This window comes from Rahnella sp. AN3-3W3 (assembly GCF_003263545.1).
GTDB classification, from domain to species: domain Bacteria; phylum Pseudomonadota; class Gammaproteobacteria; order Enterobacterales; family Enterobacteriaceae; genus Rahnella; species Rahnella variigena.
Map to the genome: position 1 here is coordinate 1 of NZ_JYDG01000047.1, position 23291 is coordinate 23291.

Sequence of the window (23291 nt, forward strand, 5' to 3'; positions counted from 1 at the left end):
TTTCACCACCGTTGTTGAAGCCGGTTTCGGTTTAACGGTCACCGTCTGCTGCGGCGTGCTTTTCAGCGCCCCGCTCTTTTGCGCCACTTCGCGAAATTTCTGCACAGTGTTCATCACGTCATCCGGTTGCGCCAGAAACGCGTTCCCCAGATTCTGTACCCATGCCGGATCTTCACCCAGCAGCGCCAGCAGTTGCGGAAAAGCGACCAGCGATTTTACACTCGGATCCCAGGGTTCGTTCGCGACCTGAGTGACGGCGGCATCCCCCTGACTTTGCGGATGGTCACGCGACCATTGCACAGCCTGAATCACGTTAGTCGGATAAGTCGACGCCATCAGCACCTGCGAAAGCAGGCTGTCAGGATAAAGCGCGACTGGCGCGACCCATTGATCGAGCTGAGCTTGTGTAAATGACGCAGGGGCAACGGGTGCAGCAACAGGGACTGCTGGCGGAGGCGCGGCGGCGGGTGCAGGCACAGGCGCAGTCTGCGTCGTGGTTTCGGCCTGACTGCTGACCGGAAGCCAGCCTTGCATAAACATCACACTCGCCAGAGCAAATGCCCCCACGCCGCACAAGACTGCGATACCCCAGGGCTTGAATGATAAATTCATTCGGATCACCTTAGAAAGCCTCAGCGGGAATGAGAGGCATAATGAATGAGTATAATCGGAGAAATAAATCTCAACGGCCGCCACTGTATTTTTATTTCAGGTCAGATATTTACACATAAAATGCGTAATAAAATCCCTAAAAAAGGGGTATCACTCAATCCTATGAATAAAAAGAGAATTTTATTTTACAGCGTTACAAAATGAATTAATAAAATCACACAGAAAGATAATCAGATGAATTCATTAATAATTATATAAAATGTATTTGTAATTTATCATTCACCACATGAATGATAATAAAAAAGCGCGTATCCCGGAGAATACACGCTCTTTATTTGTGCCCGGTCAGATAACAGGCGGCTCGTTTAAACGGCTGGTATCGGCTGCCAGCATGTTCTGCACCAGTTCCACACATTCGAGAAAACGCTGATCGTAATCTGAAGATTCAACATGTACGTAATCCACGTTGTTTTCTTTCAGCATTTCGATGAGCAAATTCTGGAAAGACATCCGGTCGGTAGTACTGCCTAAACTGCGCAGGCCGTCGGCCACCCATGGCGTGTTATTTTCCAGCAGGATCACCAGATCGAATTTGTATTCGTCCATCAGCGCCTGCACAAACGGATGTTCACGCCCCTCGTATTTTTTACAAAAGGCCTGAGTGGTCAGAAAATCGGTATCAATAAAGGCCACTTTATTGGCATATTTCACCGCGAAATCGATGTACTGCGCCTGCCCCAACGCGATCTTGTCATAGTCAGAATACTGCAGCGCCATTTCATCGCCGCCCAGGTGCGAGAACACATAATCGCGGCCATATTCCCAGGCGCTGGTGGTATTAAAAATGTTAGCCAGCTTATTCACCAGCGTCGATTTCCCGCTGGATTCTCCGCCGAGGATCGCCACGGTCCGCACGAAGAACGGCTTCACTTCTGTCGGAATATAATCCCAGTAACGGAACGGATCATGACGGATCTGACGACCGCTGATATTCATAAACGAACGTTTCGGGTCGATCAGCACAGTCTCAATCCCGAGATGTTCGCGGTATTGCGGCGCATCAGCCTCTTCGCTGGAATAAATGGTATTGGGTTCAATGCCTTTCTGGCTCATGAACTCTTTAATGCCACGTCCCCAGACGTCCCAGCCATGCGGATAGGGTTCCATCCCCTCTTCGTTAAAGGCATGAATACGGATGTTTTTCTGGTATTTGAACGTCTGCAGTAACCAGCGCAGGCGGTCGCTGACCGTCGGCTGCTGGGACATGGAACTGTTTTCAAACAGCTCGCGATCGCGCGGCTCGTCATAGCCCATGATGATATGCAGTTCATCGACCTGGCTACAGGCGCGCTGGATCAGATAGATATGGCCGGTGTGCAGCGGATAAAACTTGCCGAACACCACGCCGATATTCTTTTCACGACGGGGAAACTCAAGATCAAGGAAGCGGTGCAAAGCCTCCAGCTTCTGAGCACTGGGACTTTTTATCTTTGCATTCAACAACTGGCTAAGATAACCCTTGGTCATCCCGCTGGCTTCGGCCACCTGTTGCAGCGTGCGTCCCTGTTGTTTTATCGCGGTTTTTAGATAGTCGAACTGTGACATGCCTTGTCCCCAGGTTTGCTGTACTAAACAAAATAGCTAAACAAAAAATAGCACAAAGGCAGCCCCGAATTACAGCGGAGAAAAGCTACAGCATAGAACAGTTACAAATCGTCGAGGATCGCCAGTGCATCAGCCAGCTTTTTGACGCCAAACACCTGCATACCCGCCGGAACTTTCTTCGGCACGTTGGCATGTGGCACAATCGCACGTTTAAAGCCGTGCTTAGCCGCTTCGGTAATACGTTCCTGACCGCTCGGTACCGGACGAATTTCACCTGCCAGCCCGACTTCACCGAAGACCACTAAATCCTGCGGCAACGGACGGTCACGCAGACTGGAAACAAGAGAGAGCAGCAACGCCAGATCCGCGCTGGTTTCGGTGACTTTCACACCGCCAACTACGTTGACGAACACATCCTGATCCGCCATCTGCAAACCGCCGTGACGATGCAAGACCGCCAGTAAAATGGCTAGACGGTTTTGTTCAAGGCCAACCGCCACGCGACGCGGATTGCCCATCATCGACTGATCAACCAGCGCCTGCACCTCAACCAGCAACGGACGCGTTCCCTCCCACAGCACCATCACGGAACTGCCGGAAGTAATTTCATCGCCACGGCTGAGGAAAATTGCTGAAGGATTGCTGACTTCGCGCAGCCCCTGCTCGGTCATGGCGAACACGCCCAGTTCGTTCACAGCACCAAAGCGGTTTTTATGGCTGCGCAGCGTACGGAAACGCGAATCGGCGTCGCCATCGAGCAGCACGGAACAGTCGATACAGTGTTCGAGCACTTTCGGCCCCGCCAGTGAACCGTCTTTTGTCACATGGCCCACCATCACGATGGCCACGCCACGCGTTTTGGCGAAACGGGTCAGATACGCCGCCGTTTCACGGACCTGCGCAACCGTGCCCGGTGACGACTGGATATCCGCCATGTGCATCACCTGAATGGAGTCGATCACCATCAGTTTAGGCTGTTCTTTATCGGCAATGTCGCAAATCTGTTCGATGCTGGTTTCCGACAACATATTCATATTGGCTGTCGGTAAACCCAGACGGTGCGCACGCATCGCCACCTGCTGCAAAGATTCTTCGCCGGTGACGTACAGGGTTTTCATATTTTCGCTGAGATGACACAGAATTTGCAGCAGCAGCGTACTTTTACCTGCACCGGGATTACCCCCAATCAGGATCGCACTGCCGGGCACCACGCCGCCGCCCAGCACGCGATCGAATTCTTTGAAACCGGTGCTGAAACGCGGAAGTTCATCAAGGCTGATATCGGAAAGTTTCTGCACACGACTGACGCCTGCATCACCGGCGTAACCGGTCAGACGCTCGTTACGCGCCACAGTCGGGGAAGCCGCCAAACGGATTTCAGTAATGCTGTTCCAGGCCTGACAGGCACTACACTGCCCTTGCCAGCGCGGATAATCTGCGCCACATTCATTACACACAAATGCACGTTTTGCTGCTTTTGCCACAACTTACCTCGATGATATTTATAAGAAATTTATAATGCCTGACTGCCGCTAAAAATACACAACACTCCAAGCAGATCCGCATGCCGGATACAAACTGAAGCCTGTTCATACACTTTCGGCTTTGCGTGATACGCAATGCCCAAACCGGCCACCGCCATCATTTTCAGGTCATTGGCGCCGTCGCCAATCGCAATGGTTTGTTCCTGAGGAATCCCCAGTTTTTCCGCCAGCTTCAGCAAGGTATCTGCTTTATATTGCGCATCGACGACAGGGCCAATCACACGCCCGGTCAGTTTGCCGTCGCGAATTTCCAGCTCGTTCGCCGCTACATCAATCAGATTCAGCTTATCGCGCAGGTATTCGGCGTAATAGGTAAAGCCGCCGGAAGCAATTGCAACGTGCCACCCTGCTTCCTGTAAACGCTGGACCATCACGGTCAGTCCCGGCATCAGCGGCAGGGTTTCGCGCACCTGCTCAAGAATACCCGCGTCTGCATCTTTCAGGGTCGCCACGCGCTGGCGCAGGCTGGCGGAGAAATCCAGTTCGCCACGCATCGCACGCTCAGTGACTTCCGCCACCTGTTCACCGACGCCTGCCAGTTTGGCAATTTCGTCGATGCATTCAATCTCAATCGCGGTAGAATCCATGTCCATCACCAGCAGACCTGGCGTGCGCAGATAAGGCACTTTGCCAAGCTGGGTGACATCAAATTCGAAAGATTCAGCCAGCTGTTGCGCATCAGTAGTGAGCGAACCGGCAAGGCGTACAACCTGATAACCTTCCACCGCCCAGGCGCTGACAATCACCAGAGCACGACCTAACCGGCGCTGGAACTGCGTAATGCTCGTTTTATCGAGTTTTCTACCATAAAGCAGCCATCCGGTATGTCCGGCCCGGTAATCCAGCGGCATGACCTCGTCACCGCTCAATGAAAGGGGAAGTCCCGGCCATTGGTGGATCTCCGCAGGAAGATCGCAATAGGTCAGACTGTTTGGCATGATGGCTCCTGTAGGGCGTTATGGCATTAGGAAAAAAATATCACTATTTACCCAAAATCATTCGAGTTGCATCAAGGCAGCAACTGAATGAATCTCCGGGAGCTGACACAGGTCAGTGACCGGAGTGAATGAAGGCAGCCAACGCAGAGGCAGCTTGAAGGATGCAGGGTAAAATGAGGCATCAAGCTACCTTATCGTGACGTCTTCTGGCAACATAAAGTCTTCGAAAAACGCAAGGAAACAGAATGGCCAAGGCCAAACTCAAATTTCGCCTGCACCGCGCTGCTATCGTATTGATTAGCCTGGCGTTATTAGTCATTCTGATGCAAGGCGCATCCTATTTCAGTCTGGGACACCAACTGGCACGCTCGACGCAGGTGGAACAGCTTGCCCAGACGCTCGCCAAACAGGTGGCGTTTTCGCTCGCGCCGCTGATGGACAGCACTAATGATGGCGCCGATATCGCACAAATTTCCACTATTTTGAGCCAGCTTACCGACGGAAGCCGCATTCTCGATGCCAGCGTTTATGAGTCAGATGGCTCTCTGGTCGCCCATGCAGGCGAACAGGTGCCCGTACGCGACAGATTATCGCTCGATGGTAAACGCGCAGGCAGCTACTTCAATCATCAGATTGTGGTGCCTATTGAGGATAAAAACGGTCCGAGCGGATTTTTACGTATCACGCTGGACACGCACGTACTGGCGACTGAATCCAAGCAGGTAGATAACACCACCAATCTGTTACGTCTGATGATGCTCGCTGCGCTGGGTGTCGGTATTATTCTGGCCCGCACGCTGCTGCAAGGGCGCCGTTCACGCTGGCAGCAATCGCCGTTCCTGCTGACCGCCAGCAAACCCCTCAAAGAAGATGACGAACAGGAAGATGAGCCGGACGAGTTCGGCCCGCCGCCGGTACTGAACATTCCTGAGCCGGAATCTGAGGTCGCACCGGCAAAACCGGCGACCGAAGCACAAACCAAAGAAGCCGCACAGGCCGCTTACCGCAGCCTCAAAAGAAGCCGGCCGAAGTGATTCAGGCCAGCCGCTGAATCGGCGATGTTAACTCTTCCACCTGCGCCAGCATTCCGCTGGCAAGGTGGCGGAATTCAACACTGATGGCCATGTCGCTTTCAACATTCCGCCAGAATTCGCTCGCCCATTTTTGTGCATTCAACCACTTTTCTTTAGACACCAAAGGATCAAGCGTCAAAGGCACAGTTTCACGGCGCATCGTCCCGGCGTTGGTCGGGGCAAAGGCCATGGGCAGCATGTCATACACTGGTGATATCGAAAGAGCCTGCTTTAAGGGATCAGTGGCAGGGTCGATAAACGACAGATTTCCCTGATGCATATCGCTGTTGGCGATCAGTTTTCCGAAGGCATAAATCTGCTCAATTCTTTCCAGCGTAGCTGAGGTAATCACCCGGCCGCGGCGTAACTGCTGCGCGGTCAAAAACCAGTTGCTGTTGCCCCCGCCGAACTCAGCAGAGACGGCTTCCAGTGACACCAAGCCGCGCCGTCCGCGCTCACCGACCCGGTCAAACCGTTCAACCTCGAGGAAAACCTCGCCCTTTCTTCCGGTAAAGATATCGGCCGTCGCAGCCGGAATGCCTGCCGCTTGCAAAACCTTTAACGCATGGGCTTCAGAGCGCAATAAATCCCCCCAGCGACAGGCGTTTTCATTAATCGCCGGAGAAGAAAATTTTACCAGCACCTGCGAGGCGTCCCGGTCTTCATGTTCTGTATAGCAGCTGAATTTAGGCTGTTCACCGCCCGCAGATGATCCGATTTCTTCTCCTGCCAGACTTCTCTGCGCCAGCCTTTCATAGACCTGAACTTTGTCCTCACGGGGAACGGGGATATCTTCCGGCTTATGAAACCATCGCTGATAGGCGATTTCCCCAATAACAAAATTACCCACCGTTTCATCACCCGCTCTGGCTAAAGCCACCAGCGTCTGGGATTCGCTCCATATTTTTATGTCATCAGAAAAATGCAGTGCGGCATTAATATCACGTCCCCACGCACGGCCTAAAAAACCCTGGGGCCTCATATCGGTGATAAACCAGGGCAGACCGTCATAAATCAGCGACTGGCCGCTGGCTGTTTCTACCGCACAACTCTCGCCCGGCCAGATGGAATACAAGGTTCCGGCTTTTACGGCATTTCCGGCCTCATTAATCTGGTACAAAGGAAAGCTCCACTGGTTATCCAGAGGACGCGGCAAAATATAACGGGTCGAGCGACTTTTCCCGATTTTGATAATTTCAGGGACTCTGGCCAGCCGTCTGGAAAGCGTTGACTGGGTGATGCGCAGGCGTTCAGTGATCTCTTTCGCCGTCAGACTGCCCTGACGCAGTAAATCAACAAGTTCAGACATGAGCAGCTCAATGATGAATAGAAAAATGCATAGCTAATAGCATAGATAGTAATCGAAAATAAATCGATATATCCTGAAGATATAATTTTAGATAAGCCAAAAGTTGTTTTAAAACGCATAGCAAAACGGGCGCCATCCGGCGCCCGTTTTAGTTACTGCAAGGTCTGCAGAATTTATTCTTTGTCGCCCAGCAGAACGGATTCCAGCGCGATTTCAATCATGTCGTTGAAGGTCGTCTGACGTTCAGCGGCAGTAGTTTGTTCGTGAGTACGGATATGGTCGGAAACGGTACAGATGGTCAGCGCTTTTGCACCGAATTCTGCTGCCACGCCGTAAATACCAGCGGCTTCCATTTCGACACCCAGAATGCCGTATTTTTCCATCACGTCGAACATCTGCGGGTCTGGTGTGTAGAACAGGTCAGCGGAGAAGATGTTACCCACGCGGGCATTGATGCCTTTGGCTTTCGCTGCATCAGCGGCGTTACGCACCATGTCGTAATCGGCGATAGCCGCGTAATCGTGGTCTTTGAAACGCATGCGGTTCACTTTGGAATCGGTGCAGGCACCCATACCGATCACGATATCGCGCAGTTTGATATCAGCACGCACAGCACCACAAGAACCCACGCGGATGATTTTTTTCACGCCGAATTCAGTGATCAATTCTTTGGCATAAATTGAGCAGGAAGGAATGCCCATGCCGTGGCCCATAACAGAGATTTTGCGGCCTTTATAAGTGCCGGTGAAGCCCAACATGCCACGCACGTCGTTCACCTGTTTCACGTCCTGAAGGAAAGTTTCCGCGATGTGCTTGGCGCGAAGCGGATCGCCCGGCATCAGCACTACGTCAGCGAAGTCGCCCATTTCAGCATTAATGTGTGGAGTTGCCATCTTCTTATTCCTTAGTCAGCGAGGTGTCATATTCATGATAAAAAACGCGGCCAGTATAAGAGACTGGCCGCGTAAGAAAAGTATCAGAGCATTGATTTACCGTAATCCATCGGTGTCAGATCGAAGTATTTAGCAACGGTCTGACCGATGTCCGCGAAGGTATCGCGGTGGCCCAATGAGCCCGGTTTCACTTTCGGGCCATAGATCAGGACCGGAATGTGCTCGCGGGTATGATCCGTGCCGCGCCAGGTCGGGTCACAACCGTGGTCAGCGGTGAAGATAATGATGTCGTCTTCTTTCACCAGCTCCAGCAGTTCCGGCATACGGCGGTCGAACAGTTCCAGCGCCGCAGCGTAGCCCGGTACATCACGGCGGTGGCCGTAAGAGGAGTCAAAATCAACAAAGTTGGTGAAGACGATGGTCTTGTCACCCGCTTCTTTCATCTCTTTGATTGTCGCGTCAAACAACGCATCCAGACCGGTGGCCTTCACTTTTTTAGTGATACCGACCTGCGCGTAGATATCGGCGATTTTACCGACAGACACCACGTGGCCGTCTTTTTCATCAACCAGTTTTTTCAGAATGGTCGGTGCCGGTGGCTCAACCGCTAAATCATGACGGTTACCGGTACGCTCGAAGTTACCGGCTTTGTCGCCGATGAACGGACGGGCAATCACACGGCCAATGTTGTATCCGCCTTCGGTCAGTTCTTCACGAGCGATTTCGCACAGTTCATACAGGCGATCCAGTCCGAAGGTTTCTTCGTGACAGGCAATCTGGAAGACGGAGTCAGCGGAAGTGTAGAAAATCGGCTTGCCGGTTTTCATGTGTTCTTCGCCCAAATCGTCCAGTACCACGGTACCGGAAGAGTGGCAGTTGCCGAGATAGCCCGGCAGATTGGCGCGCTCCACCAGTTTATCCAGCAGTTCCTGCGGGAAGCTGTTGGTGGTGTCGCTGAAATAACCCCAGTCGAAAAGAACAGGCACACCGGCGATTTCCCAGTGGCCTGACGGGGTATCTTTACCGGAAGACAATTCGCTGGCGTAAGCATACGCACCGGTAATTTCAGAATTACCGTCCATGCCGTCAGGAATTTTACCGGTGGATTCTTCAGCGGCTTTCGCCAGCCCCAGACGGGTCAGGTTCGGCAGATTCAGAGGACCTTTACGGCCTTTGTCTGCATCCCCACGCGCACAGGCAGCCGCGATATGGCCCAATGTATCAGAACCAGCATCGCCAAAGCGCTCGGCATCTTCACTGGCACCGATACCGAATGAGTCTAACACCATGATAAATGTACGTTTCATTTTGCTCTCCTGCGAATGGTTACGCATTGGGTCACGCGGAACTGCCGCGCACCTGATCAATCTTAAATGGGGGCGATTTAGCCTGAAATCAAGCTTTGCCGCTGATACGGCGATAAACCACCGGCGTGCTTTCCGGCGCTTTGTCACTCAGTACAATCGCCGCCCGCACTTCCTGCGCCGCCTGTTGCCAGGCCGCTTCACTGTTCGCGTGGATCATCGCCAGTGGCTGACGGGTATCCACCTGCTGGCCGAGTTGCGCCATGTGGGTCAGACCAACGCTGTAGTCGATAGCATCGCTGGCACGGCGACGACCGCCACCCAGTGAAACCACCGCCATCCCCAGCGCGCGGGTATCCATCGCGCTGACAATGCCGTTGGTTTCAGCGTAAACCGGTTTGCTCAGCGTGGCCTGTTGCAGATAATTGTCGTAATTTTCGATGAAATCGGTCGGGCCTTTTTGCGCGGCAATCATGCGGCCAAAGACTTCCGCTGCTTTGCCGTTATCCAGCACTGCCTGCAACTGACTGCGGGCGTCGGCGTCATCTTTCGCCAGTCCGCCAGACAGCAGCATTTCAACGCACAGCGCCATCGTGACTTCCAGCAGACGCGGATTACGGTATTCACCGGTCAGGAAACGCACGGCTTCACGCACTTCCACCGCATTACCGGCACTGGATGCCAGCACCTGATTCATGTCAGTCAGCAGCGCTGTGGTTTTACATCCCGCGCCATTCGCCACATCCACGATCGCCTGCGCCAGATCTTCGGACAGCTGATAAGTTGGCATAAATGCACCGGAACCGACTTTAACATCCATCACCAACGCATCCAGACCTTCGGCCAGTTTTTTGGCGAGGATCGAAGCAGTGATCAGCGGAATAGAGTCAACGGTTGCGGTGATATCGCGTGTCGCGTAGAAGCGTTTATCCGCCGGTGCCAGCGAGCTGGTCTGGCCGATAATAGCCACGCCGACGTCCTGAATGATGCTGCGGAAACGGCTGTCATCCGGGAAAATATCAAACCCAGGAATAGCTTCGAGTTTATCGAGCGTACCGCCGGTATGACCGAGGCCACGACCTGAAATCATCGGGACATAGCCGCCACATGCCGCCACCATCGGGCCTAGCATCAGTGAGGTCACATCACCTACACCGCCGGTCGAATGTTTGTCGACAATCGGACCGTTCAGATTGAGGCTTTTCCAGTCGAGCACGGTCCCTGAATCACGCATCGCCATGGTCAGCGAAACACGTTCTTTCATGGTCATGTCGTTGAAATAGATAGTCATTGCCAGTGCGGCAATTTGTCCTTCAGAAACCTGACTGTCACGAATACCATTAATAAAGAAACGAATTTCTTCGTCGCTTAAAGGCTGACCGTCACGTTTTTTACGAATAATTTCTTGTGCGAGAAACAAGGTATCTCCCTGCCTGAGCTGAACGCTAAATGTGAACGCCAGTACCGGACGCTGTAAAACAGCGCCACGGCACAGGCATAACAACAGTGATTAATAGCTGCTGGTGGCTTTCTGGCCAGCGTGACCCAATGTGGTCAGCAGGCTTGCCAGCAGGCTGGAAGCACCGAAACGGAAGTGACGTGCGTCAGCCCATTCACGGCCCAGCAGGCGGTCAGCCAGTGCCAGATATTGCGCAGCATCTTCAGCGGTTTTCACGCCACCGGCCGGTTTGAAACCAACGGCTTTGCCGACGCCCATTTCAGCAATCACGCTCATCATCAGTTCAGCGCTGTGCAAAGTGGCGTTTTCAGGCACTTTACCGGTAGAGGTTTTGATGAAGTCAGCGCCCGCTTTAATCGCGATCTCGGAGGCTTTGCGGATCAGCGCATCTTGCTTCAGTTCACCGGTTTCGATGATCACTTTCAGCAGAACGTTGGCCGCAGCACAGGCTTCTTTGCACTGTTTGACCATCTCAAAACCGATCTGCTCGTTACCGGCGATCAGTGCGCGGTACGGGAATACCACGTCAACTTCATCGGCACCGTAAGCGATCGCCGCGCGGGTTTCTGCCAGCGCAATATCAAGATCATCGTTACCGTGTGGGAAGTTAGTGACAGTCGCAATGCGGATATCAGGCGTACCTTGCTCACGCAGAGTTTTGCGGGCAACAGGAATAAAACGAGGATAAATACAGACAGCAGCGGTGTTACCTGCCGGGCTTTTCGCCTGGTGACAAAGCGCGATCACTTTTGCATCAGTGTCGTCTTCGTTCAGGGTGGTTAAATCCATCAGGTTCAGCGCTCGTTGCGCTGCGGCGGTTAAATCGGTCATATAACTCTCCAACAATTTTCAATTCCAGCGACCGGCCAGAACTGAGCATACAGTCATGAATTCGTTCCGGCGGTGACCGACGGGAAATGAATTCTGCACGGTTGGCGAGCGGACTTGGTTCCTTGAAGATAGCGTGCGTAAGCAGCGTGTCGTGGCTTACGCGGCAACTGAGATCCTTCTCACCGCGCTTTGATTGGCTGACGCCAAGTCGTTGTGACTATTTGAACACGTCACATCAGGTTCCTGTGTGCAGTATTTCACACAAAATGAAAACCGTTTGCAACGTTGCTTAGTGAAATGAGATCTAAATCACATTTCACTAGCGTTATGCTCAGTATTTGGTCCAGATAAGAGTGTATACCCGATTCATGACAAACGGAGTGCGCACGGATATACAGCGATCACCGACCGGCGATCTTACGAGCAATGTTATAATAATAACATTTTAAAGAGAACATAAATTACATAGCCTGAAGAAAACCTATTAAATAAAAGCATGAAAGGTAAATAGGAATGTTATTTAAATCACAAAACTAGGAGAGGACGGATTACAAAGCGGATAAATTGAAGATACGACGGGTGTTGTCGAGCAATGCGGCGGCAATCTGTTCAGCGGTTTCGCTGCGCAGGCTGCACAGTATGTCGAACACGTTAGCAGCACGCTCCGGACGATTGGGCTGGCCCTGAAAACCCTGCAACGGCATATCCGGCGCATCGGTTTCCAGAAGCAAAGAAGAAAGCGGTAATTGCGCCATCACCTGACGGGTTTTCTGCGCGCGTTCATAACTGATAGTGCCGCCCACACCTATCGCAAAACCCAGTTTGATAAACGCCTGCGCCTGCGAAAGACTGCCTGCAAAGCCATGTACCACGCCGGTAGCAGGCAATTTAGCCTGCCGTAACATTGCCGCCAGCTGATCGTGACTGCGCCGCGAATGCAGAATCACCGGCAGCATTTCACGCTTTGCCATGGCGAATTGCGCTTTGAGCACCCGCTGTTGTTGCTCAAATCGCGGCGTTTCCATGTATAAATCCAGCCCGATTTCACCGACCGCCACCAGGTGCGGATCCCGGTGAGTCAGCAATGAATCCAGTAATTCCAGGCAACTGTCTTTGTGCTCGCTGATATAAAGGGGATGCAAACCCAGCGCCGCGTGCAGCTGCGGGAATTTTTTTGCCAGTGAGAGAATGCCGCGAAAACGATCTGACGTAACCGACGGAACGATGATCTGCCGGACGCCAGCTTCTCCGGCGAGACGCAAACTTTCGTCTTCCGCACCGGTAAACGGCGGAAAATCGAAATGGCAGTGCGTATCGACGAAGGTATGACTCACAACTTATCACCCTCACTGGCGGGATAGGTTTCTGATGCACCGTTCTCTACCGGTGGCATATCAGATGCCACGCGTTTCGGCTGCGGATCATGAACCAGGTTGTCTTTAAAGGCGGCCGGACGCACAACGCCGCCGTCGGCGACCATATCCGTCAGCACGGCGGGATCCAAAATGATCTGCTCCACCGTGCTGGCTGAAGCAGCCAGCGGGATCACGTTTTCCGGTTCGTCCTGCGGTATGACAACCCGCTGAGGGCGACGTGTCACGCGGGGTTCGATGTGCGGATAAGGCCGTTCATTTTCACGCGGCAACAGCCAGTGCGCCGCCGCTGACAGGAAATAACGCCCGCAGCGGCGCCCAAGATGGTAATCCTGATTCAGCGCGGGCAGACGACTGCCCAGCGCGTGGCTGGCTAAAGGTTTTGGCGGGAAGATTTCAAAAATACGCACATCGTCCGGCGGATTCTCGATGAACTGCTGGATGCGGTGATAGCTTTCTTCGTGATGCTGCATCATGCGCACCAGCTGTTGCAGGCTGCTTTCGCTAAGCCATTGCTCCATGCGTTTCATCCATTGCGGCGTATAGAACATCGCCGAGGGAACGGTGCGGATCACCACAATCGTATCGGCGCCACGGCGATAAGCTTCCTCAACCGGGATCGCATCGCTGATACCGCCGTCCTGATAACTCACGCCATCAAGATCGACGCCCATACGGTAAAAGCCCGGAATGGCGCTTGAGGCTTTGATCACCGGCAGCCAGTTATCGCGCGTCGGCGCAAAGTAACTGGCTGAATAATCATCACTGCGGCAGGCGCACATCAGAAACTCACGCCCGTCGATCAACAGCTTTTCAGCAGTTTCCATCGCCAGCGGCATGTTTTTGGCCGTTTGTTCCACCAGCCAGTCGAGATCGATAAGGTGCCCGCCGCGCACAAAACGCAGAGGATTGAAAAAGTCGGGGCTGGTGGTATAGCGGGTAATGACTCTTCTGGCATAACCAGGTTGTCCGCAGACAAAAGCAGAGAGATTTTGTGCGCCGGCAGACGTGCCCAGATATAAATCAAAGGGATTAAAGCGCGCGCGTTGAAACTCATCCAGCACACCAGCTGTAAAAATGCCCCGCTGTCCGCCGCCTTCGCACACCAGTGCTATTTTGCCGGGTGTATAAGGTTTATACGCCAGTGGTTCTATGTTCCCCAGCGTGACAGGTATTCTGTATCCCAACGGGCTATCCTCACAAAATCGGCCTCACTCAGCGGCCTTCATTTCTGAGCATACCTTGTCTGACTGATTTACGTGAAATTCTTGCCAAATTTCAGCGATAAAATCGTTACGTCCTGTTAACAGCCAGATCGCACATAAAAAGAATCGCCCCCTTCATTGAAGGGGGCGATGTCATTCATTAACACTTTTTGCATCAAATCATTGATGCGGTCAGAGTCGTTTACGACCGGTAAACAGGCTGACCAGGAACAGAATGATACCGACTACGAAGACGATTTTTGCAGCCCAGGCAGCTGTACCCGCCAAACCACCGAAACCGAGAGCCGCCGCGATTAACGCGATGATTAGAAAAATAATGCCCCAACGAAACATAAGCTTCTCCTTTATACCCTATTTTCACTTTGCCAGTTTAAAAGGTGGTGCCCCGCTTCGGGCCGGACTCACTGTTAAACATCTGCCTTTTGACACTTTATCTCCCGACCGTATGCCGGGAACAAAAAACTTCTTACTTAATAAAGGTAGTCGAAAAATTAAAGTGTTAGAGCTTCTGACACGATATTTTTCCGAAATCAGGCAAATCTTATCCGTCCCGAATATTCAGCGGGCAACACAAATATTGTTATGCGTTATTCAAAAGATGAGGCGCCCGCCCGTGAGAAGGCGCCTTGTACTTCAGGTCTTGTACTTCAGGTCTTGTACTTCAGGTCTTGTACTTCAGGTAGAGCAGAATATCGTTACGGTGCGACTTTCAGGTCATTTTTGACGCTTTTTACGCCATCAACGGTTTTCGCAACGCTTTCAGCACGGTCAGACTGAGCCTGATCTTTCACTGCACCGGAAAGCTGTACTACGCCGTCGGTGGTTTCAACTTTTACATTACGTGAAGGGACAATGTCATCGGCCAGCAGTTTTGCTTTTACAGACGCTGTTGTTGCGCTGTCGCCCGCATAGCCTTTCACGCTCTGGTCTTTGCTGTCTTTGGTGTGCAGTTTGTCACTGACAGATTTCACACCTTCAACTTTAGTTGCGGCAGCAACCGCCTGCTCAGCTTCAGCCTGTGAACCAACGAAACCGCTCAGCGTAACGACGCCTGCATTGGTGGTCACGGAAATGTCGCTGCTTTTGATGGCTTTATCATCCACCAGTGCACTTTTTACTTTCGCTGTGATGGCGCTGTCGCCCATGTAGTTATCAACTTTCTTCATGGAGCTATCGATTTTTGCACCTGCGCTATCTGTAGTCGTCGCAGCCAGAGCGCTGCCGCTCATCAGTGCGGTACCCAGTACTACGGCCATCATGGAATAGGCAAATTTAGAGTTTTTCATCGATTTCTTCCTTTCGGTTTATAAGCCTTGATTTCGGCTCTGTACGTCACATTCTTGGTGACGCCTTCTAACAAATTGTATTGCTGCTGTTTTTACTGTCCTTGTAGCAGAGTACATCGTTTTATTCTGGCTTTTAATTGCCTCGCGATATAACTCTCTGTTGAGTGACTTTAATGCAGTGCTTTAAGCCACCATTTCCTGAACACACATTTAATATAGTCAAGAATGATCAAATGTGTAGGAAGATCGTCGAATAGGGACCCTAATGCAGACAAGTCCGAAGGTTCCCCCCTAAATTTGCACAAAATATCGGCATAGTGATAGGAAATATCTGGAGGCGGACACGCTTCAGATAAAAAAATGGCTCCTGTAAAAGGAGCCATTTGGCATTATTGGGTTAAAAATTTGCTTTAAAAATCAGACTTTGGTTTTAGATTACTGCTTGTCCCATGCATCCTGCCAGTTAGTACCGGTAGCTGGTGCATAAGCCCAGGCCGCCTGACCACACCAGCCAGAGTATGGGAAAGGTTTGCACTGATAGATGCTGCCATCACTGCCTAATACCTTAGTACCCGCCACGTATTTCTCGCTGCTTTCCGGGTAAACGTAGTCGTAACCTGCCGCCGCCGCTTTAGCTTTTACCAGAACCGTGGTGGTCGCGGTATCCGTTAAACCGGTGTTATCGGTCACGGTCACGTCAACAGTGAAGCGTGTATCAACGGTCACTTGTGGTGCATTAATGACTTCAGTATTGGATGCTGCACCCTGAGCCGGTGCGACTGGCAATCCAGCCGGATTAGTCCACTGATAATGCAAATCAGCAGCCTGCGTATCCGGATCGGTCACTTTTGCTGTCAGTGTCAGCGATTCACCTGAAGTCACGGTATACGTAGATTCAAGGGTAACGGACGGTGCGACAGGTTTAGAGGCATCAATCACATTCACGCTGGTTTGCGCCGTGGTGCTGCCTTCGCTGTCACTCACGGTCAGAGAGAAGGTGTACACCGCATTGGTCACCGGTTGCGCCACGCTGAATGTCGCTTTAGCTGAATTGCTGTTTTGCAGCGTCACTGCCGGGCCGGAAACTTGTTTCCACTGATAAGTCAGGCTGTCGCCGTCTTTATCGGTACTGGCCGAGCCATCCAGTGTAATCACGCCGGTGCCGCTAACCTGCTGAGCCATACCCGCATTCGCGACCGGTGGTGTATTGGTTGCTACCGGTGCGACTGAACCGCTGGTGATTGGCGCAAAGATTTGGCTGTAAGCATAGAGCGGAGCCTGTTCCGGTGTCATACCACTGTGTTCTGCGGAAACTTGGCCAGAAACACCCGGCTGATCGCGAGCCATAGACCATGCACCAATCATACCCAGGCCATAATCTTTCGCCTGCTGGTAAACGAGACGGGCATCAGAAAGATAGAACACTTCACCCTGCACGTCGTTATAGCCAATCATCGGGGTCGTACCCAGCATGGCGTAAACCTGCGCCGCGCTCTTCTCAGGGTATAAACCTTTCACCTGAGCAAACAGATTGTCGATAGCCGACGTCGCACATTTGCCATGGATATTCTGGCCTTCAGTGTTGGCTGACTGGCATTGAATGTTGCCGTAGTCCATCGCCATCACGTTTACACCAGTAAGCACCACGCCCTGATCTTTGGCATCCTGCAACACTTCCATCCCTTCATGGGTCAGACCGGTTGGCAGAACAGGCAAGGTATACCAGATACCGATGTGACGGCCTTCGGCAGCCCAACGATCCTGCACCAATTTGACGGCAGCATTGCGACGCTGGATAGATTCTTTATCCGCCAGCCAGTTGCCTTCGATATCGAAATCAAGCACCTGAAGATTAAGGTTCTCAACGATATCGTAATAGTGCTGGGCCAGGTCATTCACGTTATTACAGGCAGCGGCCAGTGGTGCATTGTTCGCGCCGCCGATCGATACCATGATATCGCCGCCCGCTTCACGCAATGCTTTGATTTTGCTGTATTGAGCGTAGTTGGTGACGCTGTAAGCAGTGCCCCACGTCGGTACACAGGTGTTAGCATCTTTAGCGACCATAAAGGCCATGGTGAAGTGGTTAACGTTCTGGTTTTTCGCCAGACCTACCAGGTCAGGTTGCATGTTTAAGGTAAAATCGACATATGGCGCGTAGAACTGGGCAGGCCATGGATTCTTCGGCGTACCCACTCGCTCTTTGGTGCCGCTCCAGTCCATATAAACAGCCCATGGTGTTACATCGTCTGGTTTCACTTTCTGAACGATGACAGCAGACTGATAATTCTTGCCGTTATATTTCACCAATGAATTAGCAGGATATAAAGTATTAATATTCAACGTTGGCGCGTTATCAATTTGATCCTGAGAATAGGTTTGAACCGGACCTAACGGTTTCCACGGATGGCCGTTATTTCCTTCAGGGTTTTGATTGGCTGCCAGAGACGGATCATTATTAACGGTGTAGAACAGAGCTTCATACATCACGCCGTCTTTCTGAACTTTATCACCCTGATTATAGGTTGTGCTGCTACTCCAGACCGGCGTCGGTGCATAAGCTACCCACGGGTTATTTTCTGCTGGTGCGAAACTGTGTGCAGGCGTTGCTTTAGACGTTTTGTACGTCATGCCATTTGCCAGGACAATATCACCGGCTAAATAATCACGGCTGCTGTCATAATTGACATAATTATTCTGGGTACCGTCACCGGCGATCTCACAAACTGTCGGGTTGCCATACTGGCTCATTTCAGTCGCGGATGCGTCGCGTACTTTACGCCACGGGTTGGCACCCTGATCTTGTTCAGCCGTGCCCGGGCAATTGGTGGCACCGACCCACCAGGCGTTAGAGTAAACGCCGCCGTCGAAGATAACTTCATAGGTGTCGCCGCCTTCCTGTCCATTCCAAGCTTCAAGCGCAAAGGCGCTGGCAGAGGCCATCGTCAGACCGGCAACACACAACATCTGTGTGATTTTATTCATTTTCATAACTTACATTCCTTATATATATATCATTGCCACGGCGGGATATTCATAGAATACATATATGTTTTACTAGAAAACGTATTTGAAACTATGGTGAATTGAGAATTTATTTATTAATCCATAAATGCAAAGCATGTGTTGATTGCGATACATATCAAATAAATATGAAGTAATTTGTGGCATGCGTATAATGACATATCTATTAGGAAACAAACTAATCAAAAACTAATATATCGCACTAATAATTACAATTAAGATTATTTAATAAGCCAGACATATTCTCTGCATTTAAACATACAGGAATGTAATAATAGAGCGCAATTAAGAAAGTGAATTAATATATATTTAATTAATGTTAAATTCAGAACTAATAAAAAAGGCGACATAAATGTCGCCTTTCCAAAAACAGGAACAGATTAATGTTCGCGGGTTTTACGGAATTTCACTTCAGGATAACGCTCTGAAGCCAGATTCAGGTTCACCATGGTTGGGGCGATGTAGGCCAGATTATCGCCGCCATCGAGCGCCAGATTGGTTTCGTTCTTGCGTTTGAATTCTTCGAACTTCTTCACGTCGTTGCATTCAACCCAACGGGCGGTAGAAACGTTCACGGATTCGTAAATCGCTTCAACGTTGTATTCGCTTTTCAGACGCGCCACGACCACTTCAAACTGCAGCACACCGACCGCACCAACGATTAAGTCGTTATTAGAGATCGGACGGAACACCTGTACCGCGCCTTCTTCTGAAAGCTGTACCAGCCCTTTCAGCAACTGTTTCTGCTTCAGCGGGTCGCGCAGGCGGATACGACGGAACAGTTCAGGGGCAAAGTTAGGAATGCCGGTGAACTTCATGTTCTCACCCTGAGTAAAGGTGTCGCCAATCTGAATCGTGCCGTGGTTGTGCAGGCCAATGATATCGCCCGGATAGGCTTCTTCAACGTGTGAACGGTCGCCGGCCATAAAGGTCAGCGCGTCAGAAATCACCACATCTTTACCCGTACGCACCTGACGCAGTTTCATGCCTTTTTCATACTTACCGGACACCACACGCATGAATGCCACGCGGTCACGGTGTTTCGGATCCATATTGGCCTGAATCTTAAATACAAACCCGGTGAATTTCTCGTCATCGGCTTTCACTTCACGCAGGTCAGTTTTACGTGGCATCGGCGCAGGCGCCCAGTCCACCAGACCGTCGAGCATGTGATCAACACCAAAGTTACCGAGTGCAGTACCGAAGAATACCGGCGTCAGTTCGCCCTGCAGGAAAGCTTCGTGATCGAATTCATGGGATGCACCCTGAACCAGTTCCAGCTCTTCACGCAGTTGCACAGCCAGATCTTCGCCGACAGCAGCATCCAGCTCAGGGTTATCCAGGCCTTTAACGACGCGAACTTCCTGAATAGTGTGACCTTTACCGGTCTGGTACAGATACACTTCATCTTTATAGAGGTGGTAAACCCCTTTGAACAATTTACCGCAGCCGATCGGCCAGGTAATCGGAGAACAGGCAATTTTCAGCTCGCGCTCCACTTCGTCCATCACTTCCATCGGGTCACGGATGTCACGGTCGAGTTTGTTCATGAAAGTCAGGATCGGCGTATCACGCAGACGGGTGACTTCCATCAGCTTACGGGTCCTGTCTTCGACACCTTTCGCGGCGTCGATCACCATCAGGCAGCAGTCAACCGCGGTCAGGGTACGGTAGGTATCTTCGGAGAAGTCCTCGTGCCCCGGGGTGTCGAGCAGGTTAACCAGACACTGTTTGTACGGGAATTGCATCACGGACGTAGTGATGGAGATACCACGTTGTTTTTCCATTTCCATCCAGTCAGATTTGGCATGATGGCTGGAGCCGCGGCCTTTTACTGTACCGGCGGTCTGAATGGCCTGTCCGAATAACAGCACTTTTTCAGTAATTGTAGTTTTACCGGCATCGGGGTGAGAGATGATGGCAAATGTGCGGCGCTTGGCCACTTCAAGGGCGTATTCACTTGGAGACATGTTTTTCACGTTTCTGCGGTTGGTCCGCCCTGCATAGGATTTAACATCACGTCAGAAGATGACGTCAGGCAAAGCGGTAATAAAAGTTATAGCCGGCTATTTTCACTGATTTAGCCGGGATGGGCAATCAATGGTTTTTTTGTATGGTGTGGCTAAGAGAGCGCTTTAGAAACGGAAGTCAGTTGAAAGTGCTGCCCAGTGTTCCCGCAGAACTCTTTTATGTTCTTCAAGCATCGGCAGCTCCGTAAGCAAATCTGGCCAGCGTTCACGTGCAATTTCAATGGCTTCATCAAGATGCACTTCAACGGCAGACCACGGTACACCAATTCTTTCAGCCCAGCGCTCGAAGGTCTGCATATTAATCACCCCCCAACGTTTTTCTTTTGCCATATTCAAAGCCACCCCATCTTCATTCTTAACATAGGGTTTGGTCGAAACAATGTCATAGGCAGGTGAAAGGACAGCGTCCACTCGATTAGGGTAAAACACCGTCCAGTTTTTAAGATGGGCATCCCCATTCGCCAATAAAATGTTCGCCAGCATCCGGCGCGCCATCTGCTGAATATCGATGATTCCTCCCGCACCCACTCTGTAAAGAGCACGACCAATATCGTCGTAGCTATAGCCCTTATATTTATTCCGCGCATACACCTGAAAAATCTGTGCAAAATCCTCAGTATGCACACGCCCTTCGTCCGTGCGGTCAAAGCGACGAATCGCGTAAGCATAAGGCTCATCGGGTAAAGGGATATCAGGTAAATTGACCAGATTTCGAAGCTCAACAAGCTTAATCTCAGGGATGTTGACACCGATTTCCTGCGCTAATTTCATCGCACTAAATTCATTCTCAGGCACTGCACGATGTGCCGTTGACGGAGTTTTGATAATCCAGCTGTCTCCCCCGACATCAGTACTCACGTTGAAACGGCCATCTTGTCGTAATGCAGAGAACTTCATCTGGACACCTGCCAGAGAAAATTTGTCGGTGCTGTGCGAAACATCAATTTGAACGGCTTCCAGTTTGTCGCCACGAGAAGTCAGCGCCCAGTCAGGTATTTCGCCCCCCTTAAGTGGCACGGCGGTTATCCCTCCTGGCAGGTTGTTACCGGCATAGGCCAGTAATGGGAACTCATCGTCAGGATGGACTTTCAGCGTCAACGCCATCCATTCTCGCAATGCGCCTTCTGACAACAAATTTGAAAGAACCGGGGGAAGCTTGTGAAAACTGATAAGCGGCTTATTGAGATATTCTGCCCGCACTTTTTGCGTCAATGTAAAAACGGGACGCTGACTGACGGGCAGTTCGAGATACTCCGGGGCAAAAGATAGGATATTGCGGCTGCCTGCATAATGCGCTAAAACCCCTACACGCTGCTCATCAAGATACAGTGCTAAGGCCTCGACTGACTCCACCCGCTTTTCCATGTTTACTCCTTTAAATCGCGTAAAATGTCATCCCAATCATTGTTAAGACTTTCTGGCTCCCGCTCGGAGGGGCGATGACAGTTGCTAATTGTCGAATCAAGCAGCTCTTTAACCTCTTGTACACGCTGACGCGGCACCAACATGAGCTCCAGTTCCATGCCTTCCAGGAGCCTGAGTAATGTCGAAAGACGGGGATCTGAACCCGCTTCAATTTTCTGATATTGCTGCTGAGTCATACCCGTTCTCATACGCATATCTTGCTGGTTCAGCCCTAACTGCCGGCGTCTTTGTTTTAATAAGGTCGGCAATTCATTGAGAGTTCTCATTTACTTTCTCCTGACAGACCACTTACAACACACTAGCTGTTTTCAGAGCCATTTAACAACAAATTAATTGTAATTAAGAAGATTTACATCTAATTTGCTGTAAATAACCTTAATTACAGCTCTTTAGCTGTAATTATATTGAATTACACCTTTTTAATTGTAATCATGCCGGAATACAACTAATTGGGTGTAAATAGTATAAATTCTAGTAAATGAGATGTTGCTACAGTTTTACCCCAGCGGGAGCGCCATCATAAGGGCATCTTCGCGGCCTTGTGCGGCGGGATAGTAATTGCGGCGAACGGAGAGTTCGTTAAAACCGAGGCTTTCATAGAGCGCGATAGCCTTAGCGTTAGAGGCGCGGACTTCGAGCCATAACGTGAAAACATCTTTCTGCTCAAGCTGTTGTATCACTTCTTCCAGCAATGTGCGGCCTAAGCCCTGACGCTGAAAAGCGGGATCGATGGCAATATTGAAAAGCGTCGCTTCGTCGAGAACGATTTGGGTGATAGCAAAACCGGCCATCACGTCGCCCTGCATGATCTTGAGATTCAGATAGCGCTCGCCCTGATTGCTGGCCAGCGTTTTTTCCGTCCACGGAAAGGCATGGCTGGCCTGCTCAATTTCAAATGCGCGGGGAAGATCAGCGATGGTCAGGATAGAAATGTTGTTCATTTTCACAGATCTGCTGCCAGAGCGCGCGTTTTGCGCCGGCGTCTTGATAGAGTTCGGCCAGAGCCGGACTGGATAACTGCGGACCGGCGAGAGTTAGCGGTTCGCTTAACCCCAGTCGCCAGACATTGCAGCGGGTATCTTCAGGCAACATGGCGACCTGTTCCGGCGTCAGGCGATAAACCTGATGAGCACCCAGTGCCAGACTGCGTAAAACATCGGTGACCAGCGGGTCATCTTCCGCAGGAGGAACATCTGCCACAATCAGCAGTTTAGTGTCCGCAGGCAGGCTGACCGCCACTTCGCCCTGTAAAACCGCGGGCCGGCGCAGCGTCCACTGGGTGATCCCCAGTTGCTGTAACAGTGTGTCTCGTCTGGATGCCATGCCTGTTTCCTGCCGGTTGAAGTGCGAAAAGCCCGG

Annotated in this window: 20 protein-coding genes; 1 reads left to right on the top strand and 19 read right to left on the bottom strand. The window is 51.3% G+C overall.

Annotated features, from left to right (window positions below):
• From UC15_RS14025 to serB, 4 genes are all read right to left on the bottom strand, one after another.
• A partial coding sequence (locus tag UC15_RS14025) for a DUF3300 domain-containing protein (protein WP_157960986.1) occupies positions 1-612 on the bottom strand: 612 nt, incomplete at its 3' end.
• A gap of 345 nt (positions 613-957) precedes the next feature.
• On the bottom strand, positions 958-2217 hold the full coding sequence (nadR, locus tag UC15_RS14030) for a multifunctional transcriptional regulator/nicotinamide-nucleotide adenylyltransferase/ribosylnicotinamide kinase NadR (protein ID WP_112289022.1): 1260 nt from the start codon (positions 2215-2217) through the stop codon (positions 958-960).
• A gap of 101 nt (positions 2218-2318) precedes the next feature.
• Positions 2319-3701, bottom strand: coding sequence for a DNA repair protein RadA (radA, locus tag UC15_RS14035; protein WP_112289023.1), 1383 nt, complete (start codon positions 3699-3701; stop codon positions 2319-2321).
• Positions 3702-3730: 29 nt separating this feature from the next.
• Positions 3731-4699, bottom strand: coding sequence for a phosphoserine phosphatase (serB, locus tag UC15_RS14040; RefSeq protein ID WP_112289024.1), 969 nt, complete (start codon positions 4697-4699; stop codon positions 3731-3733).
• A 245-nt stretch (positions 4700-4944) separates the two neighbouring features.
• Between serB and UC15_RS14045 the strand changes: the two genes are divergently transcribed.
• Positions 4945-5733 carry a YtjB family periplasmic protein gene (locus UC15_RS14045; protein ID WP_112289025.1) on the top strand — a complete coding sequence of 263 codons (789 nt, stop codon included), beginning with the start codon at positions 4945-4947 and terminating at the stop codon, positions 5731-5733.
• Position 5734: 1 nt separating this feature from the next.
• Here UC15_RS14045 and yjjJ read toward each other — a convergent pair whose 3' ends face one another.
• The 15 genes from yjjJ to UC15_RS14120 form a co-directional block, all read right to left on the bottom strand.
• Positions 5735-7081 (bottom strand): type II toxin-antitoxin system HipA family toxin YjjJ, encoded by a 1347-nt coding sequence (gene yjjJ, locus UC15_RS14050; protein ID WP_112289026.1) that lies wholly within the window; start codon positions 7079-7081, stop codon positions 5735-5737.
• 173 nt (positions 7082-7254) lie between these two features.
• Positions 7255-7974, bottom strand: a complete 720-nt coding sequence (gene deoD / locus UC15_RS14055) for a purine-nucleoside phosphorylase (RefSeq protein WP_013577098.1) — start codon at positions 7972-7974, stop codon at positions 7255-7257.
• Between the two features lie 83 nt (positions 7975-8057).
• Positions 8058-9281, bottom strand: a complete 1224-nt coding sequence (gene deoB, locus UC15_RS14060) for a phosphopentomutase (RefSeq protein ID WP_112289027.1) — start codon at positions 9279-9281, stop codon at positions 8058-8060.
• Positions 9282-9369: 88 nt separating this feature from the next.
• Complete coding sequence (gene deoA, locus UC15_RS14065; RefSeq protein ID WP_112289028.1) at positions 9370-10698, bottom strand: thymidine phosphorylase; 1329 nt, start codon at positions 10696-10698, stop codon at positions 9370-9372.
• A gap of 90 nt (positions 10699-10788) precedes the next feature.
• Positions 10789-11568: a deoxyribose-phosphate aldolase gene (gene deoC, locus UC15_RS14070; protein ID WP_112289029.1), complete on the bottom strand. Its 780-nt coding sequence runs from the start codon at positions 11566-11568 to the stop codon at positions 10789-10791.
• Positions 11569-12116: 548 nt separating this feature from the next.
• A complete protein-coding gene (locus UC15_RS14075) occupies positions 12117-12902 on the bottom strand; it encodes a TatD family hydrolase (protein ID WP_112289030.1) in 786 nt (261 codons plus the stop codon).
• Entirely contained in the window at positions 12899-14128 is a 1230-nt protein-coding gene (locus tag UC15_RS14080) for a patatin family protein (protein WP_112289031.1), read from the bottom strand. The genes UC15_RS14075 and UC15_RS14080 overlap by 4 nt, the downstream gene beginning before the upstream one ends.
• Before the next feature lie 210 nt (positions 14129-14338).
• Entirely contained in the window at positions 14339-14500 is a 162-nt protein-coding gene (locus UC15_RS14085) for a DUF1328 domain-containing protein (RefSeq protein ID WP_013577105.1), read from the bottom strand.
• Positions 14501-14862: 362 nt separating this feature from the next.
• Positions 14863-15453 carry a molecular chaperone OsmY gene (gene osmY / locus UC15_RS14090; protein ID WP_112289032.1) on the bottom strand — a complete coding sequence of 197 codons (591 nt, stop codon included), beginning with the start codon at positions 15451-15453 and terminating at the stop codon, positions 14863-14865.
• Between the two features lie 435 nt (positions 15454-15888).
• Positions 15889-18444 carry a glycosyl hydrolase family 18 protein gene (locus UC15_RS14095; RefSeq protein WP_112289033.1) on the bottom strand — a complete coding sequence of 852 codons (2556 nt, stop codon included), beginning with the start codon at positions 18442-18444 and terminating at the stop codon, positions 15889-15891.
• Positions 18445-18857: 413 nt separating this feature from the next.
• Entirely contained in the window at positions 18858-20447 is a 1590-nt protein-coding gene (gene prfC / locus UC15_RS14100) for a peptide chain release factor 3 (protein WP_112289034.1), read from the bottom strand.
• 165 nt (positions 20448-20612) lie between these two features.
• Entirely contained in the window at positions 20613-21872 is a 1260-nt protein-coding gene (locus UC15_RS14105; protein ID WP_112289035.1) for a type II toxin-antitoxin system HipA family toxin, read from the bottom strand.
• Positions 21873-21874: 2 nt separating this feature from the next.
• A complete protein-coding gene (locus UC15_RS14110; RefSeq protein ID WP_112289036.1) occupies positions 21875-22198 on the bottom strand; it encodes a helix-turn-helix domain-containing protein in 324 nt (107 codons plus the stop codon).
• A 231-nt stretch (positions 22199-22429) separates the two neighbouring features.
• The gene (gene rimI, locus UC15_RS14115; RefSeq protein ID WP_112289037.1) at positions 22430-22873 is read right to left on the bottom strand and encodes a ribosomal protein S18-alanine N-acetyltransferase; all 444 of its coding nucleotides are present in this window, start codon (positions 22871-22873) and stop codon (positions 22430-22432) included.
• Entirely contained in the window at positions 22842-23255 is a 414-nt protein-coding gene (locus UC15_RS14120; RefSeq protein WP_112289038.1) for a DNA polymerase III subunit psi, read from the bottom strand. Before UC15_RS14120 ends, rimI begins: the two co-directional genes overlap by 32 nt.
• Positions 23256-23291 lie beyond the last annotated feature (36 nt).